A 16877-nucleotide genomic window follows, 5' to 3' on the forward strand; every position below is an offset into this window, starting at 1 on the left:
AAGGGTTATCAAAGGTTTAGAGGATTTGACATGAGTAACGGTTTCATCGTCCAAATCATCGGCGCTGTGGTGGACATCGAGTTCCCGCAGAATGCCGTGCCCCAGGTGTACGATGCACTGAAGGTTGTCAGCGAAGGCCAAGGCCAGGGTCTGGTACTGGAAGTTCAGCAACAGATCGGCGGCGGCGTCGTGCGTTGCATCACCATGGGTTCCTCCGACGGTCTGCGTCGTGGGTTGGAAGTAGTTAACAGCGGCAAGGCCATCCAGGTACCGGTCGGTACCTCGACCCTGGGCCGTATCATGAACGTACTGGGCGACCCCATCGACGAGAAGGGTCCGATCGGCGAAGAAGAGCGTTGGTCCATCCACCGCGAAGCCCCCAGCTACGAAGATCAGTCCAACAGCACCGAGCTGCTGGAGACCGGCATCAAGGTTATCGACCTGGTATGTCCGTTCGCCAAGGGTGGTAAGGTTGGTCTGTTCGGCGGCGCCGGTGTAGGCAAGACCGTCAACATGATGGAGCTGATCCGTAACATCGCGATCGAGCACAGCGGTTACTCCGTGTTCGCCGGTGTAGGTGAGCGTACCCGTGAGGGTAACGACTTCTACCACGAGATGATGGAGTCCAACGTACTGGACAAAGTATCTCTGGTTTACGGTCAGATGAACGAGCCGCCCGGAAACCGTCTGCGCGTGGCGCTGACCGGCCTGACCATGGCCGAGAAGTTCCGTGACGAAGGTCGTGACGTGCTGTTCTTCGTGGACAACATCTACCGTTACACCCTGGCCGGTACCGAAGTATCCGCACTGCTGGGCCGTATGCCCTCCGCAGTAGGTTACCAGCCGACCCTGGCCGAGGAGATGGGTGTTCTGCAAGAGCGCATCACCTCCACCAAGACCGGTTCCATCACCTCCGTACAGGCCGTTTACGTGCCTGCGGATGACTTGACCGACCCGTCTCCGGCGACCACCTTCGCCCACCTGGATGCGACCGTCGTACTGTCCCGTCAGATCGCGGCTCTGGGTATCTACCCGGCCGTTGACCCGCTGGACTCCACCTCCCGTCAGCTGGATCCGCTGGTGGTTGGCAAGGAGCACTACGAGACCGCTCGTGGCGTTCAGACCGTACTGCAGCGCTACAAGGAGCTGAAGGACATCATCGCCATCCTGGGTATGGATGAACTGTCAGAAGAAGACAAACTGACCGTAGCCCGTGCCCGTAAGATCGAGCGTTTCCTGTCCCAGCCGTTCTTCGTGGCAGAAGTGTTTACCGGTTCTCCGGGCAAATACGTGCCGCTGAAGGAAACCATCCGTGGCTTCCAGGGCATCCTGAAGGGCGAGTATGACGATCTGCCGGAGCAGGCGTTCTACATGGTTGGCGGCATCGACGAAGTCGTCGAGAAGTCCAAGAAACTGTAAGCCTCGATAGGAGGGCCCATGGCTGAGATGATCTCCTTTCACCTGGATGTGGTGAGCGCCGAAGGAAAACTGTTTTCCGGTCGCGTGCAATCTGCCCAGGTATCAGGCTCCGAAGGTGAGCTGGGTCTCCGCCACGGTCATGCTCCGTTGCTGACTGCCATCAAGCCGGGCCTGGTCCGCTTGATCAAGCAAAATGGTAGCGAAGAGGTGCTGTACATCTCCGGCGGCATGCTGGAAGTACAACCCGAAGCCGTGACCGTGCTGGCCGATACCGCCATTCGCGCCGACGATCTGGATGAGGCGAAAGCCCAGGAAGCCAAGCGTCGTGCCGAAGAGCGGATCAACAGCTCCCATGGTGATATCGACTATGCTCAGGCGTCTGCCGAGCTGGCCAAAGCGATGGCCCAGTTGCGGGTTATCGATATCGTCAAAAAGAATTACCGTTAATCACGGTGATGCAAAAAGCGACCTTCGGGTCGCTTTTTTTTTGCCCGTTGGATAGACTCCGCCCAGCATTTCCACCTGTTTCAAAGGCTAGCTATGTCTCTCAACGTCGTGATCCTGGCTGCGGGCAAAGGCACCCGCATGCGTTCCTCCCTGCCCAAGGTGCTGCACCCCGTTGCCAGCAAGCCCATGGTCTCCCATGTGATCGAGACCGCCCGCCAGATCGGTGCCGAACAGCTGCACCTGGTCTATGGCCACGGCGCCGAACTGCTGAAGGAGCGGATCCAGGCATCTGACCTCAACTGGGTGCTGCAGGCCCAGCAACTGGGGACCGGCCATGCCGTCGCCCAGGCCATTCCGTTCTGGCATGACGAAGACGACGTGCTGGTGCTCTACGGCGATACCCCGCTGATCCAGCCCGAGACCCTGCAACGGTTGCTGGCCGCCAAGACCGACGATGGCATGGCGCTGCTGACCGTGGTACTGGACAACCCGACCGGCTATGGCCGCATCGTGCGGGAACATGGTCAGGTGGTCGGCATTGTCGAGCAGAAGGATGCCAACGTCGAGCAACTTGCCATCCGCGAAGTGAACACCGGCGTGCTGGTGGCCAACGGTGGTCAGCTGCGTAGCTGGCTGTCCCGCCTGGACAACAAGAATGCCCAGGGCGAGTTCTATCTGACCGACGTCATCGCCATGGCCCATGGGGATGGCTGTGCCATCGCCGCCGTCCACCCGGACAGCGCCATGGAAGTGGAAGGGGCCAACAACCGGGTGCAGCTGGCGGCGCTCGAGCGCAGCTACCAGCAGATGCAGGCCGAGAAGCTGATGATCGCTGGCGCCACCCTGATCGATCCGGCCCGTTTCGATCTGCGGGGTTCCCTGGAAATCGGGGAGGAGGTGGTGATCGACGTCAACGTCATCATCGAAGGCAAGGTGGTGCTGGGCAATCACGTGCGCATCGGTGCCGGCAGCGTGCTGAAGGATTGTGTGATCGGCGACCACTCCGAGGTGAAACCTTACTCCGTCATCGAAGGTGCGCAAATTGCCGACCAGTGCTCGGTCGGGCCCTTTACCCGCCTGCGCCCGGGTGCCGTGCTGGAGCAGGATGCCCATGTCGGCAACTTCGTCGAGATGAAGAAGGCCCGGCTGGGGGTTGGCTCGAAGTGCGGTCATCTGACCTATCTGGGGGATGCGGACGTCGGCGCCAAGGTGAACATCGGTGCTGGCACCATCACCTGCAATTACGACGGGGTGAACAAGTTCCAGACCATCATCGAGGACGATGTCTTCGTCGGCTCCGATACCCAGCTGGTGGCGCCGGTGCGGATCGGCAAGGGGGCGACCCTGGGGGCGGGTTCCACCATCACCAAGGATGTGGCGGAAAACGAGCTGGTGATCACCCGGGTGCCCCAGCGCCACATTCCGAACTGGCCCCGTCCGGTCAAGAAGAAGTGATGCCCGATCAATGAAATGCAAACCGGCGCCCGAGGGCGCCGGTTTTTTTGCTTATGGCTGATGGCTGGTGTTACTGGTCGATGGCTGGGGGGCCGCCCATGCGGTGGCGGAGGGACTGCTCTCCATCACCTGATACCAGTCGAGCTTGCGAGTCAGCCCCATGACAAGCGCCAGGGTGGCGAACAGCAGCAGGGCGCCGAGCAACAGGGCTGTCTCCTCGGCCTGCAGCAGCCCGAACAGAATGGCGTAGACCAGCCCCAGCAGGGCGGCGAATCCCATGCCCTGTTTCGGGCCGCCCAGCACATGGCTCAGGTAGAAGCCGTTGAGGGCCACACTGGCCAGGGCGGCAATGAGATAGGCCCAGGTAAAACCGAGATGCTCGGTCAGCGCCAGCAGCACCAGATAGAAGATGGCCAGCCCCATGCCCACCAGCGCGTACTGGATGGGGTGTACCCGCAGCCCTTTTAGCAGCTCGAACATGAAGAAGCTGATGAAGGTGAGGCCGATGAACAGCAGGGCATATTTGGCGGCCCGCTCGTTCAGCTGATAGTGATCCACCGGTTGCACCAGGCTGACGCTGAATGACGGCAGTTGGGTACCGGCTCCCTTCATCATGCGGTTGAAGCGGCTCTCCATGTCGGTGGCGAACCAGCTGGTCTGCCAGCTTGCCTCGAACCCTTGATCCGCAAGGGTGCGTTCACCGGGCAGAAAGTCGCCGAGAAAATTGGGATGGGGCCAGTTGCCGCTCAGGTGAAACCGGCTGTCCTGTCCGAGCGGCACCACTTCCAGCGCGTTCATGCCCTGCAGATCCAGCTCGATGTGAAAGCGGCCATCTTCGTCTGGCAAGGCGTCGAGCGGGGCATGGATCCCCGCTCGCCCGTCTCCCAGCTGGGCGCCAGGGGCAAACGGGATGCGTTGCTCTCCCCATTGCAGTTCGGGTACACGGCTGATGCCCCGGGCATCGGAGAGGATCAGGCTGAGATAGGGTTTGCCCGGCACCAGGGCGGGATCCGCCGGGTCGAAGCTCAGGTTCGGGTTGCCGGCCACCAGCCCCTTGTCAGCCAGGCTGGTGGGCATCAGGCCGGAGAGAGAGAGGCGACTGTGATAAATCTGGGCCTGATAGATGCCGAGCTTGCGCGGGGTCACCTCCATGCTGGCCCGCACGTCCAGCCTCTTGGGCAGCAGGTAGCGATAGACCTGCTCCTTGCGCACGAAATGTTTGCCATCCTGCTCGACGGTGACGGCCCGGGTATAGGGTTGTACCAGTACGGGCCCCATCAGGCGCTGGGGCCCGCTGTGGCTGGCCATGATGCTGTGAATGGCCTGACTGCGATAGGCCTGGCGCTCCCGATTCAGCTCCATGATGGCGTGAACCGGGATCATCATCAGCAGGCAGAGCAACAGCAGCAGGGCGATCTTGTGGGTGAAAATCTGTTTGACCATGACACGTCTCCTTGTTGTTGAACGGGAGTGTGCCGGGGTCGCGTGAAGGGAGGATGGGGCAGTGTGAAGTGGTGGTGAAGGGGGATAAAAAAACCGGCGCCAGGCGCCGGTGTTGCTGGCATCAGAGTGTCTTCAACCGGGCCGGCAGGGCGGCGAACACCTCCTCCCTGGCCTTGAGGGAAGCGAACTGCTTGCCCGGCGTCTGGATGACGGTGTGGACGAAGATGAGCGTCTTGTCCTGTTTGCTGGCCCAGCCGACGAACCAGCCGATCTGCTGCTCCCTGTCCAGGCTGCCATCCAGCTGCTTGGGGTAACCCATGCCGGTCTTGCCGTGGATCTGCCAGCCGTCGATGTCGGGCTGACGCATCAGGTTGGCGGTATGGCGCAGGGTCTTGGCGGAGACCGGCAGCTTGCCGCTCACCATCTTGCCAAGGAAGCGGGCTTGCTCCTGGGGGCTGATGGCGAGGCTGGCGCTGAGCCAGGCCTGGGTCAGACCGTCGTGCTTGCCCGGGTTGCCTTCGAGATCCCGGTTGCCGTAGTCGAAGCTGTCCACGTAGTGCTGGAAGCGAGCTTCTCCCAGCCACTCGGTGAGGCGCTGCGAGTACCAGATGACCGAGAATTGCATCCAGCTGCTCGGGGTGGTGGTCTGTTTCCATTCCGGCAGGAAATCAGGATCACCGGCCTTGAACGGCAGGGCCGGCAGCTGTTCATCCACCAGAAAGCCGCTGTCATAGCCCATCAGTGCCAGCGGGATCTTGAAGGTGGAGGCCGGGGTCAACTGGGCGGCACAGTCCCCCTGGGTGCTGACGGGTTTGCCGGTTCCATCCGCAAACAGCATGCAGCCAGAAGCGGCGCTGGCAGGCAGTGCACAGAAGAGGCCAGCGGCAAGCAGACCGGACAACAGCATACGGGGCATATCTATCTCCTTGATTAATATGAATGCGCATCGACGGGGAAGGTCGTCATCGAGGAGGTGCAGCTTAGCCCGGCTCTGTGTGCTTGGTGTGAAGTGTCCTCAGTTGCCGGGCAGCCAGAGTGTGGCCAGCACCCCCCCGTCCGGCTGATTGGCAAGAGCAAGATGGCCGCCATGCTGGCGTGCCACCTCCATGGCAAAACTGAGCCCGAGGCCGCTGCTTTTTCCCTTGTCTGGCCTTGGCAGGGAGTAGAAACGCTCGAAAATCCTGGGCAGCGCAAAGTCGGGAATGCCTGGCCCCTGATCCCGCACCCGGAAGCAATAACCCCCCTCCTCCATGGCGCCGCTCAGCACCAGGGTACTGCCGACGGGGGCGAAATCGAGGGCGTTGTCCAGCAGGTTGCCAAGGGCCTGCTCCACCAGCAGGGGATCCCACTTCTGCTTCTGACCTTCCCCCAGCTCGGCGTGCAGGGAGATCTGGCGGCGCTGGGCCTGGATCTGGCGGGCGTCGAGCACCCGTCTGCCCAGCCGGGCCGGCTCGACGGATTGTCTGTCCAGCCCCTGCCCTGATTCGAGGCGGGCGAGTTGCAGCATGCGCTCGATCAGCTGCTGCATGCGGGCCGTCTCCAGATTGATGTTGCCGATAAAGCGCTTTGCGATGTCCGGCGGCGGCGCCTCGGCCAGAATCTCCCCCGCCCCGCGAATGGCCGCCAGCGGGCTTTTGAGCTCGTGGGTCAGGCTGTGGACATAGGCCTCGATATAGGCCTTGCCGTCCAGTTGACGGCGCATGGTTTCCAGGGAGTGGCCTAGCCTGTCCAGTTCGGGGCTGTAGAGGCGCGGCAGGCTGGCGGGCTGACCCTGGCTGATTGCATCTGCATAGTGCACCAGCTTGCCGATGGCGCGGTTGAGCCACCACACCAGCAAGGCGCCGATGAGCAGCGAGATGAACAGCAGCAGGGCCGCCCCTTTCAGCAACTGGTGTTCGCTGCGCTCTATCATGGGCTGCAGGGTGCTGTTGGGCTTGGCGACGGTGAGGGAGCCGAGGATGTCATCCCCTTCCCGCAGCGGGGCTGCCACGTGCATCACCGAACTGGCGGGATCGTCGGGGTCGCTGCGGGTGCTGCGGGCGCCATATTCGCCGCGCAGGGTCAGGTAGACGTCGTTCCAGCGCGAGTAGTCCTTGCCCAGATCCACCCCGTCCGAGTCGTAGACCACCCTGCCTTTTGCGTCGGTCACATAGATGCGGTACTCCGCCTGCTGCTTGAGGTGGCCATCGATGAGGGCATTGATGGGACTCTGGTTGAGGCGGGTGAAGGCGCTGGCCAGCCGGCCATTCGCCATCTTTCCTTCCTGCATGTCGTCCAGGGCCAGGGGGGCCAGCATCTGCGCCATGTCTACCAGGGTATCTTCGGTGGCGCTGCGTACCCCGGGCTTGATCTCCTCGACGAAGATCTCCAGCACGAACCAGGCGGCCAGGGCGAAGATCAGCACCAGGCCGCACAGCAGTTGCAATCCGATTCTCATCTCATCCCCCTGCCGATGCCCGGCCACCCCGAGTTCATGCCAGCTCCAGACTGTAGCCCAGCCCGCGGTGGGTCAGGATCAGGTTGGCGTCAGGGTCCCGCTCCCGCAGCTTGGCTCTCAGGGTCTTGATGTGGGTGTCGACGGTGCGATCCAGACTCTCTTCCGCATCCTGCCACACCAGATCCATCAGCTGCTGGCGGGAGTAGACCCGACCCGGCGCCAGCATCAGGGTCTTGAGCAGCAGGTACTCATAGCGGGTGAGCGTCAGGGGCTGGCCCAGGAAGCAGATGCGTGCCCGCTCCTCGTCCAGGGCGAGTGGCTGTATCGGCTGGGAGGGGGCGGGCTGGCTGCGGCGCAGGATGACCCGCACCCGGGCGCACACCTCACGGGGCGAGAAAGGTTTGGCTACATAGTCGTCTGCCCCTATCTCCAGCCCGATCAGCCGGTCTATCTCCTCGCTGCGGGCGGTGAGAAACATCAGGGGAATATCGGTCAGTGCCCGCACCCGCTTGCACAGTTCGAAACCGCTGATGTCCGGCAGCCCCACATCCAGGATCAAAAAATCCGGTCGCGTCTGTTCCAGTCGCGCCAGCAACGGCTGACCGAGGGGGAACCACTCCACCTCGAAACCATCGGTCTGCAGGGCATAGATCAGGGTATCGGCAATGCTGGCTTCATCTTCCACCAGCCAGATGAGTCGTTTTTGCATGGCGTCCTCGTCGCAAATCGGCTCCTCATTCTGGCATCGAACCAAATCGGATCCTATTTGCCGTTTGATTTTTCCCGAAAAGGCATTAATATTTCGCCATTCTTTCGAATCGAAACTTATAAATGACCAAACGCAACACACAGCAGCGCCGTCACACCATAGTGAGTCTGGTGCAGGAGCAGGGGGAAGTCAGCGTCGATGCCCTGGCCAAACACTTCGCCACTTCCGAGGTGACCATCCGCAAAGATCTGGCGGTGCTGGAGACCGGTGGCCTGTTGCTGCGTCGCTACGGCGGTGCCGTTCCCCTCCCCAACGAGATGGTGGTGGACAGCAACCCGGAACAAGTTTCGAATCGAAAGCTGGCCATTGCCCGCGCCGCCGCCGAGCGGATCCGCGATCACAACCGCGTCATCATCGACAGCGGCAGCACCACCAGCGCCATGATCCCCATGCTGGGCAACAAGCGCGGCCTCATCGTCATGACCAACTCCCTCAATGTGGCCGGTGCCCTGCGTGAGCTGGAAAACGAACCCACCCTGCTGATGACTGGCGGGACCTGGGATCCCCACTCCGAATCTTTCCAGGGGCAGGTGGCGGAGCAGGTGCTGCGCTCCTATGACTTCGACCAGCTCTTCATCGGTGCCGATGGCATCGACCCGGAGCGGGGCACCACCACCTTCAACGAGTTGGTGGGCCTCTCCCGGGTCATGGCCGAAGTGTCGCGGGAGGTCATCGTCATGGTGGAGTCGGAGAAGATCGGCCGAAAAATCCCCAATCTCGAGCTGCCCTGGTCCGGCATCCATACCCTGGTGACCGACGAGGGGCTGAGCAATGCGGCCCGAGAACAGATTCAGGCCAGGGGGATCACGCTGATTTGCGCCCCCGTGGCCGTTTGACCTGAACAAACCATTATCCAACCGAATTAACGTCTTACGTCTCAAGGAGAAGTGTATGTGTGGCATCGTCGGGGCCGTCGCCCAACGTGATGTGGCTGAAATCCTGGTAGAGGGCCTGCGCCGTCTGGAATACCGTGGCTACGATTCGGCCGGTGTCGCCGTGTTCAGCGCCAACCAGCCGCTGCAGCGGGTGCGTCGGCTGGGCAAGGTGGCCGAACTGGCCAAGGCGCTGGAAGAGCAGTCCGTCCACGGTGGTACCGGCATTGCCCACACCCGCTGGGCTACCCATGGCGAGCCGTCCGAGCGCAACGCTCACCCTCACGTCTCCGAGCATATCGTGGTGGTGCACAACGGCATCATCGAGAACCACGAAGAGCTGCGTGAAGAGCTCAAGGCGCTGGGCTATGTGTTCAGCTCCGACACCGACACCGAGGTGATTGCCCACCTGGTGCACCACGAGCTGAAATCCGCTCCCAGCCTGCTGGCGGCCATGCAGGTAGCGGTGAAGCAGCTGCGCGGCGCCTACGGTACCGTGGTGATGGACAGCCGTGACGACAGCCGTGTGGTGGTGGCCCGCTCCGGCTCCCCGCTGGTGATCGGCCGCGGCATCGGCGAGAACTTCATCGCCTCCGACCAGATGGCACTGCTGCCGGTGACCCGCCGCTTCATCTTCCTGGAAGAGGGTGACGTGGCCGAAGTGACCCGCCGCGACGTACACATCTTCGATACCCACGGCGAGGTCGTGGTGCGCGAGGAGCTGGAGTCCGAGCTCTCCCACGATGCCGGTGACAAGGGTGAATACCGTCACTACATGCTGAAAGAGATCTACGAGCAACCCAAGGCCATCACCAATACCCTGGAAGGTCGTCTGGGTTCGGATCACGTGGTGGTCGAGTCGTTCGGCAACGGCGCCCGCGCCATCTTCGACAAGGTCGAGCACGTCCAGATCGTCGCCTGCGGCACCTCCTACAACTCCGGCATGGTGGCGCGCTACTGGTTTGAAGAGATCGCCGGCGTCTCCTGCGACGTGGAGATCGCCTCCGAGTTCCGCTACCGCAAGTCGGTGGTGCGCCCCAACAGCCTGTTGGTGACCCTGTCCCAGAGCGGCGAGACCGCCGATACCCTGGCCGCCCTGCGCCTGGCCAAGGAGTCCGGCTACATGAGCTCGCTGGCCATCTGCAACGTGCCGGGCTCTTCCCTGGTGCGCGAATCCGACCTGGCCTTTATGACCCGGGCTGGTGCCGAGATCGGGGTGGCCTCCACCAAGGCGTTCACCACCCAGCTGGCTGGTCTGCTGATGCTGGTGGCCTCCGTCGGTCACTGCCGTGGCAACCTGAGCGCCGCCGCCGAGGCCGAACTGGTCAAGGCGCTGCAAGCCCTGCCTGTGCGTATCAAGGAGAGCCTGGCCCTGGCCAAGCAGATCGAGACTCTGGCCGAAGAGTTTGCCGACAAGCACCACAGCCTGTTTCTCGGTCGTGGCAGCCAGTACCCCATCGCCATGGAAGGGGCGCTCAAACTCAAGGAGATCTCCTACATCCACGCCGAGGCCTATGCCGCCGGTGAGTTGAAGCATGGCCCGCTGGCGCTGATCGATGCCGAGATGCCCATCATCGTCGTGGCGCCGAACAACGATCTGCTGGAGAAGCTCAAGTCCAACGTGGAAGAGGTGCGTGCCCGTGGCGGTATCCTCTATGTGTTCGCCGATGCGGACGCCGGTTTCAAGAGCGACGAGACCATGCGGGTGATGAGCCTGAACCACGTGGAAGAGATGATCGCGCCGATCGTCTATACCGTGCCGCTGCAGTTGCTCTCCTACCACGTCGCCCTCATCAAGGGCACCGACGTGGATCAGCCACGCAACCTGGCCAAATCCGTGACTGTGGAATAAGCCGTCGCCGGAAATGAAAAAAGAGCCGCATTGCGGCTCTTGTTGTTTTGGCAAAACAGGCTACGACAGCCGCAGGTTGGTGATGGTGACGTCGTCCAGGGAAGGCACAATGATGCCGCTGGAGATGCTCTTGGCAATCGCCTGGTTGCGGTTGCGCGAGTCAGTCTTGTTGGTGACCTGATTGAGGTGGAAGTTCACGGTTCGCTCGCTGATGCCGAGGATGGTGGCGATCTCCCAGGAGGTCTTGCCCTCGCTGGCCCAGAACAGGCACTCCTTCTCCCGATCCGACAGCTCGGCCAGGTATTTCATCAGGTCTGGCCTGGCCTTGATGAGGGTCAGGGCCGAGTTGAAGATGTAGCTGGCACAGAATGACAGCAGGGGAACGTTTTCAAACATCAGATCGGAATTGGACTTCTCCTTGCTGATGAAAGAGAGGATGCCGTGTTCCCCCTGCGGCGTGTGCAGCGGGAAGGAGACGCCGTTCCTCACCCCGAAGTCGGCGGCGAGGTTCATCACCTCCCTGCTGGCGCTGGGCAACCAGGGGGCATCGCAATCGAGCTTGTTCCAGAAGATGGGCTGGGTCTGCTTCAGCCCCAGGAAGACGACCGGATCCTGGGTCAGGTAGTGCCGTTCCGAATAGGCATCAAACCAGCTGGTGGGGCAGTTGTTGAACAAGGCCACATGGGATTTCTGCATACTGATGGGGAAAATAATCAGCAAACGGAAGTAATCAAACCCCATCTGATGACTGAAGCGCTCCAGTTGTTGCTGGATCTCGCTGGTCTTCTTCGCCTTGGTGAACCGATCTATGTGTTCCCAGATCGCATCGTTAAACATGTAAGTCTCCTTTTTCGATCACTTATCTTGCTGATCGAAAAGACATTTTTTAGTTATTTAAAATGGTGTTGCGACTACCAACGCCAGTTATTCCCGTACTTGTCTAAAAAGTATCCTGTTTTTTCGGCCAGAGGCCAAGAAAATCATCTGATTGCCAGTGACCCTACTCTTTGAGACAATGAGAATAGTTATCATTGTTAAGATTTATATCATGAACAAGTTTTGGGGTCTGGCCTTGTTACCCATGGCCGTTCATTGCGTCGTGTCCGCCGAAGAGGTGGTTGCGCCAGCATTGAAGAACAGTATCGCCGACGGGAAAGCCTCCCAGCTGCGTGTGGAGAAAGCCGCCGATGGCGCCGTCGCCGCCAGGATTGAGCTGCAAAATGCCCAACTGCAACTGCGGGATCTGGAAGCCTACAACCGCTACATGCAGTCTCTGGTGGCCGATCAGCAAAACGAGCTGGGCAAGCTGAGCCAGCAGTTGGAAGCGGTACAGGAGACCAGGCAGGGGCTTGTCCCCCTGATGCTGCAGATGCAAGCCGATCTGGAACAGCTGGTACAGGATGACATCCCGCTGCGCAGGGAGGATCGTCTGGCGCGGGTTGCTGCCTTGAAAGCGACGCTGGCCAGAGCCGATGTGAGCGAGGCGGAGAAGTTCCGCCAGCTATTGCAGGCCTATCAGATTGAAGCCGAATACGGCAGCAGGCTGGACCATTATTCCGCCGAGCTGGTGCTGGATGGCGCACCGCGCCGGGTCGACGTGCTGGCACTGGGCCGGGTCTCCCTGCTGGCGATGACCGCCGATCGCTCCCAGGCGTGGCGCTGGTCTGCCGAGCACAAGCAGTGGCAAGCCCTCGACGGCCAGTGGCTCTCCCCCATCGCCGAGGCGCTGGAAATGGCTGCCGACAAGAAAGTTCCCCAGTTGTTGAATGTCCCCCTTTCCGTCAGCCGTGGTCAGGAGGCCCAGTCATGAGCGTCACCATGAAGTGGTTACCCCTTGCCCTCGCCCTCTCTCTGGGCACCACAGCCGCCGTGGCCGAGGAAGCCTGGCAGCAGCAGGAACAGGCCCGTGAGCAGAAGGCTCAGCAGGATCTGGCGTCTGTCTCCAGGGAGCTGAGCAGTGCCCGTGCCAAGCTGGCCGAGGCCCAGCGCCTGAGCAAGGAGCTGGCCAGCCAGTTCGCGGCCAATGAAAAGCAGCTGGTGGAGCTCAATACCCAGTGGGAGCAGGCCTCCGGCGACATGAACGAGATCTTTGCGGTCACCCGTCAGGGCGCCAGCGATGCGGTCAAGTTGCTGAGCGAATCCGCCGTCGAGGGCCAGTATCCTGATCGTCTCGCCCCGCTGAAAACCATGGCACAGGATAAACAGGTGCCTGATCGCGCCGCCCTTGCCCTGCTGCCAGCCACCTTGCTGCAGGAGATCCGCGAATCGGGCCGGGTTGCCCAGTTCAACGGCAAGGTGCTCGATGCCCAGGGCGTTGCCAGCGAGCAGACGTTGACCCGGATCGGCAGCTTCGCCCTGCTGGGCGATGCTGGTTTCTTGCAACCGGGGGCCGAAGGCCTGAGTCCGGTGCTGGGCCTGCCAGGCAGCGTGCTTTCCGCTGTGGCCGCTTATCAGGGTCAGGAGGGAGAAGCGTTGCCGCTGGATCCCTCCCACGGTGTTCTGCTCGATATGCTGGCCCAGGCGCCCACCTTCTGGCAGCAAGTCCAGCAGGGCGGCCAGGTCGGCGCCATCATCGTGCTGCTGGCAGCCATCGGCCTGGGGATCGCTGGAGTACGGCTGTGGAGCCTCTCTCGCGAACTGGGTCGGGTTCGTCGCCAACTCAAGAGCGGTGAATATCATGCCGACAACGCCCTCGGCCGGGTGCTGACGGTGGCTGACAAGCATCCAGAACTGAGCATGGAGACCCTCGAACTGCGTCTGGATGAGGCGATCCTGCAAGAAACCCCTCGCCTGGAGCGCGGCATCGGCATGGTCAAGGTGATCGCGGCCATCGCCCCCATGCTGGGTCTGCTCGGGACAGTGACCGGTATGATCGGCACCTTCCAGGCCATCACCCAGTTCGGTACCGGCGATCCCAAGATCATGGCGGGCGGCATCTCCATGGCCCTGGTCACCACGGTGCAGGGTCTGGTAGCGGCCATTCCGCTGATCCTGGCCCACAGCCTGTTGCAGTCCCGTTTCACCGAGCTCTCCAACGTGCTGGAACAGCAGGTGGCCGGGATCCTGGCCGAGCGGGCCGAAAGCAATGGTGACAGGGTGGAGCGGGTAGCATGATGCTCGACATCTGGCAGCAGTTGCAGAGTTTCATGGGCCGTGGCGGCCCGGTGCTCTGGGTCATTCTGGCCTTGCTGGTGCTGATGTGGATTCTGATGATCGAGCGGCTGCTCTACCTCAACCTGGGGTTTGCACCGTTGCAGCGTCAGCTGCTGGGCCGCTGGCAGGCGCGTCGCGAGCGTCACAGCTGGCACGCTCGCGCGATTCGCGGGCGCTGGCTGGCAGAAGTGGAGCTGGCGCTCAACCGTCATCTGATCTTCATCCGCACCCTGGTGGTGCTCTGCCCCATGCTGGGGTTGCTGGGTACAGTGACCGGCATGATAGGCGTATTCGATGCGCTGGCTGCGGCCAACCGCTTTAACCCGGAGAGCATGGCGGGCGGGATCTCCCGCGCCACCATCCCCACCATGGCAGGCATGGTGGTGGCCCTCTCCGGCGTGTTGTTACTGAGCCGGCTCGAGAGTCAGGCCAAGCGTGCGCTGGCCAAGACCCGGGACGGCCTGCGAGAAGAGAAGGTAATGCAATGAGACGGCAATCCAAACGCCAGCGCGATGAAGTGCAGATCGACATGACCCCCATGCTGGATATCGTCTTCATCATGCTGATCTTCTTCATCGTGACCACCTCCTTCGTGCGCGAAGCCGGGCTTGAGGTACACAGACCCCAGGCCAGCCAGGCCAAGGCGCAGAAATCGTCCAGCATCATGCTGGCTATCGGTGCTCAGGGGCAGATCTTCCTCGACCGCAAACAGGTGGATGTGGAACGGGTGCAGGCCACCCTCGCCCGACTGTTGGCGGAGCAGCCCGAGGCAAGCCTGGTGATCCAGGCCGATGAACGGGTACCCCACGGCAAGGTAGTGCGGGTGATGGATGAAGCCAAGGCGGCAGGCATCGCCAACATCGCCGTGGCGGTGGCACCGAAATGAAACACAAGTTGATGAGCCTGGGACTGGGGATCGCCCTCAGTCTGGGCATCCTGTTGTTCATGGCCACCCTGGTGGAGCCGCCCGGAGGGGAGAAGGCGACCACAGAACAGAAATCCATCGTCATCAACATGCAGAACGAGGTGACCGAGGTACAGGTGCGTGAGCGGCCGGTACCCCAGGAGCCGGAACCCTTGCCGGAGCCGCCTGCCGCGCTGGCTTCGACACCGCTGCCCATGCCTGCGGCGGCCCCGTTGCCTTCGGTACAGCCGAGCCTGGATCTGGTCTCGACCCTGAGTGCGGTACAGGTCTTTGCCCCTGGCGTGGCGACCAGTCCCACTCCGGTCGCGAGCGGCAATTTCCATGGTCAGCAGCAGGGCGCTGGAATCGGTGCCAGCGACCTCTTGATGCCACTGCAACGGGTTGAGCCTGTTTATCCCTACCGGGCCCAGCAGGCCGGCATTGAGGGGTCCGTGACCTTGCGTTTCAGCGTCGATGCCGACGGCCGGGTACAGGATGTGGAGGTGGTCGAGGCCAAGCCGAAGCGCCAGTTCGAGCGAGCGGCCATTCAGGCGATCAACAAGTGGCGCTATCAGCCTAGGCCGGGCGCCACCGACAAGCTGGTGCAAGTCATCACGCTCAAATTCAAATTGGAGTCATAACCATGTTGCGGATCTGGATCTGTCTGCTGGCTCTGGTCAGCCAAGCCTGTCTGGCGATGGAGGTGAGCCCTCATTTCTCCCGCCAGCTGGAGCCCGTGATGAAGCTCTATCAATCCGGCAAGTGGCAACAGGCCCAGAACAAGGCGGCTGTGCTCAAACCCGGTTCCGAGGCTGAGCACGCCTGGCTGGCGCAGTTACAAGCCTCTCTGGCCGCCAACCTGCAGCAGACCGCACAGGCGAGTCGCTACGTGGAGCAGGCTCTTGCTTATAAAGAGTGGCCAGAGCAGCAACGACTTCAGTTATTGCGTCTGCGAGGGGATATCCAGGCCCAGCAATCCAACTGGTCCGGCGCCATCGCCAGCTACAAGGCCGCATTGGCCATCAAGGCTGACGATGCCTTGCGTCTGCGCTTGGCTGGCCTCTATTACCACAACAAGCAGTACGGCGAGGCAGCCAGCCAGAGTGAACAACTGTTGAAGAAAAGCTGGCAGAAGCAGGCGGCCATCATCCGCCTCTCCGCTCTCACTGCATTGCAGCGTTACGGCGTGGCTGCGGATCAGGCCGAAGAGTTGATCCGCCGCGAGCCGAAAGAGAGCAAGTGGTGGCAGCAGGCGGTGTCGCTCAATCTCTCCGCCAAGCGTGGTGATCGAGCGCTTGCACTGCTGCAAACCGCCATCGACCGTCAGCTGATGGATGATGCCGCCGCCCGCAACCAGCTGATCCGCCTGTATGCCTGGCAGGGACTGCCCTATCGTGGTGCGCGTCTGCTGGAGTCTGCCATGGCCAAGGGGGTGATGAAGCAGAACGCCGAGAATCGCCAATTGCTGGCCCAGTTGTGGGAAGGGGCACGTGAGTGGCCGAAGGCTGTGGACAGCTGGCAGCTGCTTGCCCGGGAACATGCTCACCCCAAGGCCGCCATGCGAGCCGCCGAACTGCTGCTGCAACAGGGCAAGACGGATGCCGCCATGACCCAGCTCGCGGCCATCAAGTCGGTGAAGGGAGAGCAGGGCAACAGAGCCAAGGCCCTGCTGGTGCAGGCACACCTCAATAAAGAACAATATGCTCAGGCGCTGGTGTTGGCTCGCGAGCTGCAACAGCAGAACAACTGGCAAGACAGGGCGACCAGCTGGGTCAACTACATTCAGGCCCAGACTGACGGTATGAACAAAAAAGCGGCATGAAACTGGGGTAAACTCTCATTTCATGGGGTTTAGCCTGCTTTTTCAGCAAACGAGCGCATTTTTACAAAAAGCTCTTGTCATCACGGCGCGGCTCCCTATAATGCGCCCCTACAAGCACGGCGGACCACGCCGAACTGATGAGCTAGCCTCCTGATGAGGTGGGCGCCGAAAGAAAAGCGAAAACAACCGCTTGACTTTCGAAGTGAGGGGCGTAAGATGCGCCTCCTCAACGCGATAAGCGTGACGCTCTTTAACAATTTGAATCAAGCAATCTGTGTGGGCACTCACAGCATCGAGCATCAAA

Annotated in this window: 16 protein-coding genes; 11 read left to right on the forward strand and 5 right to left on the reverse strand. The window is 61.5% G+C overall.

Annotation, left to right across the window (positions count from 1 at the left end; genetic code table 11):
- Positions 1–30 precede the first annotated feature (30 nt).
- The 3 genes from atpD (at position 31) to glmU (ending at position 3321) form a co-directional block, all read left to right on the forward strand.
- Entirely contained in the window at positions 31–1419 is a 1389-nt protein-coding gene (gene atpD / locus AB5Y50_RS10780; RefSeq protein ID WP_010672260.1) for a F0F1 ATP synthase subunit beta, read from the forward strand.
- An 18-nt stretch (positions 1420–1437) separates the two neighbouring features.
- Complete coding sequence (locus tag AB5Y50_RS10785) at positions 1438–1866, forward strand: F0F1 ATP synthase subunit epsilon (protein ID WP_010672259.1); 429 nt, start codon at positions 1438–1440, stop codon at positions 1864–1866.
- Between the two features lie 93 nt (positions 1867–1959).
- Complete coding sequence (gene glmU, locus AB5Y50_RS10790; protein ID WP_302097816.1) at positions 1960–3321, forward strand: bifunctional UDP-N-acetylglucosamine diphosphorylase/glucosamine-1-phosphate N-acetyltransferase GlmU; 1362 nt, start codon at positions 1960–1962, stop codon at positions 3319–3321.
- Positions 3322–3372: 51 nt separating this feature from the next.
- Here the strand turns inward: glmU and creD are convergent, their stop codons facing one another.
- The 4 genes from creD to blrA all read right to left on the reverse strand — a co-directional run bounded on the left by creD (position 3373) and on the right by blrA (position 7910).
- Positions 3373–4764 (reverse strand): cell envelope integrity protein CreD, encoded by a 1392-nt coding sequence (creD, locus tag AB5Y50_RS10795; RefSeq protein ID WP_302097814.1) that lies wholly within the window; start codon positions 4762–4764, stop codon positions 3373–3375.
- A gap of 121 nt (positions 4765–4885) precedes the next feature.
- Positions 4886–5680 carry a class D beta-lactamase gene (gene blaOXA, locus AB5Y50_RS10800; protein WP_268427598.1) on the reverse strand — a complete coding sequence of 265 codons (795 nt, stop codon included), beginning with the start codon at positions 5678–5680 and terminating at the stop codon, positions 4886–4888.
- 99 nt (positions 5681–5779) lie between these two features.
- A complete protein-coding gene (blrB, locus tag AB5Y50_RS10805; RefSeq protein WP_268427597.1) occupies positions 5780–7201 on the reverse strand; it encodes a beta-lactam sensor histidine kinase BlrB in 1422 nt (473 codons plus the stop codon).
- Between the two features lie 34 nt (positions 7202–7235).
- On the reverse strand, positions 7236–7910 hold the full coding sequence (gene blrA, locus AB5Y50_RS10810) for a beta-lactam response regulator transcription factor BlrA (RefSeq protein ID WP_010672254.1): 675 nt from the start codon (positions 7908–7910) through the stop codon (positions 7236–7238).
- A gap of 122 nt (positions 7911–8032) precedes the next feature.
- On the opposite strand from blrA, the gene AB5Y50_RS10815 reads away from it, so the two are divergent.
- Together AB5Y50_RS10815 and glmS are read left to right on the forward strand one after the other, a co-directional pair.
- Positions 8033–8806, forward strand: a complete 774-nt coding sequence (locus AB5Y50_RS10815; RefSeq protein ID WP_043153628.1) for a DeoR/GlpR family DNA-binding transcription regulator — start codon at positions 8033–8035, stop codon at positions 8804–8806.
- A gap of 55 nt (positions 8807–8861) precedes the next feature.
- A complete protein-coding gene (glmS, locus tag AB5Y50_RS10820) occupies positions 8862–10694 on the forward strand; it encodes a glutamine--fructose-6-phosphate transaminase (isomerizing) (protein ID WP_102948978.1) in 1833 nt (610 codons plus the stop codon).
- A 60-nt stretch (positions 10695–10754) separates the two neighbouring features.
- Here glmS and AB5Y50_RS10825 read toward each other — a convergent pair whose 3' ends face one another.
- Positions 10755–11531 carry a LuxR family transcriptional regulator gene (locus tag AB5Y50_RS10825; protein WP_010672236.1) on the reverse strand — a complete coding sequence of 259 codons (777 nt, stop codon included), beginning with the start codon at positions 11529–11531 and terminating at the stop codon, positions 10755–10757.
- Positions 11532–11742: 211 nt separating this feature from the next.
- Between AB5Y50_RS10825 and AB5Y50_RS10830 the strand changes: the two genes are divergently transcribed.
- The 6 genes from AB5Y50_RS10830 to AB5Y50_RS10855 are packed head-to-tail and all read left to right on the forward strand — an operon-like array spanning position 11743 to position 16573.
- Positions 11743–12504 carry a DUF3450 domain-containing protein gene (locus AB5Y50_RS10830; RefSeq protein ID WP_201970167.1) on the forward strand — a complete coding sequence of 254 codons (762 nt, stop codon included), beginning with the start codon at positions 11743–11745 and terminating at the stop codon, positions 12502–12504.
- Positions 12501–13808, forward strand: a complete 1308-nt coding sequence (locus AB5Y50_RS10835; RefSeq protein WP_043153623.1) for a MotA/TolQ/ExbB proton channel family protein — start codon at positions 12501–12503, stop codon at positions 13806–13808. The genes AB5Y50_RS10830 and AB5Y50_RS10835 overlap by 4 nt, the downstream gene beginning before the upstream one ends.
- Positions 13805–14335: a MotA/TolQ/ExbB proton channel family protein gene (locus AB5Y50_RS10840; protein WP_041214167.1), complete on the forward strand. Its 531-nt coding sequence runs from the start codon at positions 13805–13807 to the stop codon at positions 14333–14335. The genes AB5Y50_RS10835 and AB5Y50_RS10840 overlap by 4 nt, the downstream gene beginning before the upstream one ends.
- Positions 14332–14733, forward strand: coding sequence for a biopolymer transporter ExbD (locus AB5Y50_RS10845; RefSeq protein ID WP_010672232.1), 402 nt, complete (start codon positions 14332–14334; stop codon positions 14731–14733). The genes AB5Y50_RS10840 and AB5Y50_RS10845 overlap by 4 nt, the downstream gene beginning before the upstream one ends.
- Complete coding sequence (locus AB5Y50_RS10850; RefSeq protein ID WP_124244475.1) at positions 14730–15392, forward strand: energy transducer TonB; 663 nt, start codon at positions 14730–14732, stop codon at positions 15390–15392. The genes AB5Y50_RS10845 and AB5Y50_RS10850 overlap by 4 nt, the downstream gene beginning before the upstream one ends.
- Positions 15393–15394: 2 nt before the next feature.
- Positions 15395–16573 carry a hypothetical protein gene (locus AB5Y50_RS10855; protein ID WP_167826287.1) on the forward strand — a complete coding sequence of 393 codons (1179 nt, stop codon included), beginning with the start codon at positions 15395–15397 and terminating at the stop codon, positions 16571–16573.
- Positions 16574–16877: the final 304 nt, after the last annotated feature.

Origin of the sequence: Aeromonas sp. s6 (assembly GCF_040907815.1) — a bacterium.
Classification (GTDB): Bacteria; Pseudomonadota; Gammaproteobacteria; order Enterobacterales; family Aeromonadaceae; genus Aeromonas; species Aeromonas caviae.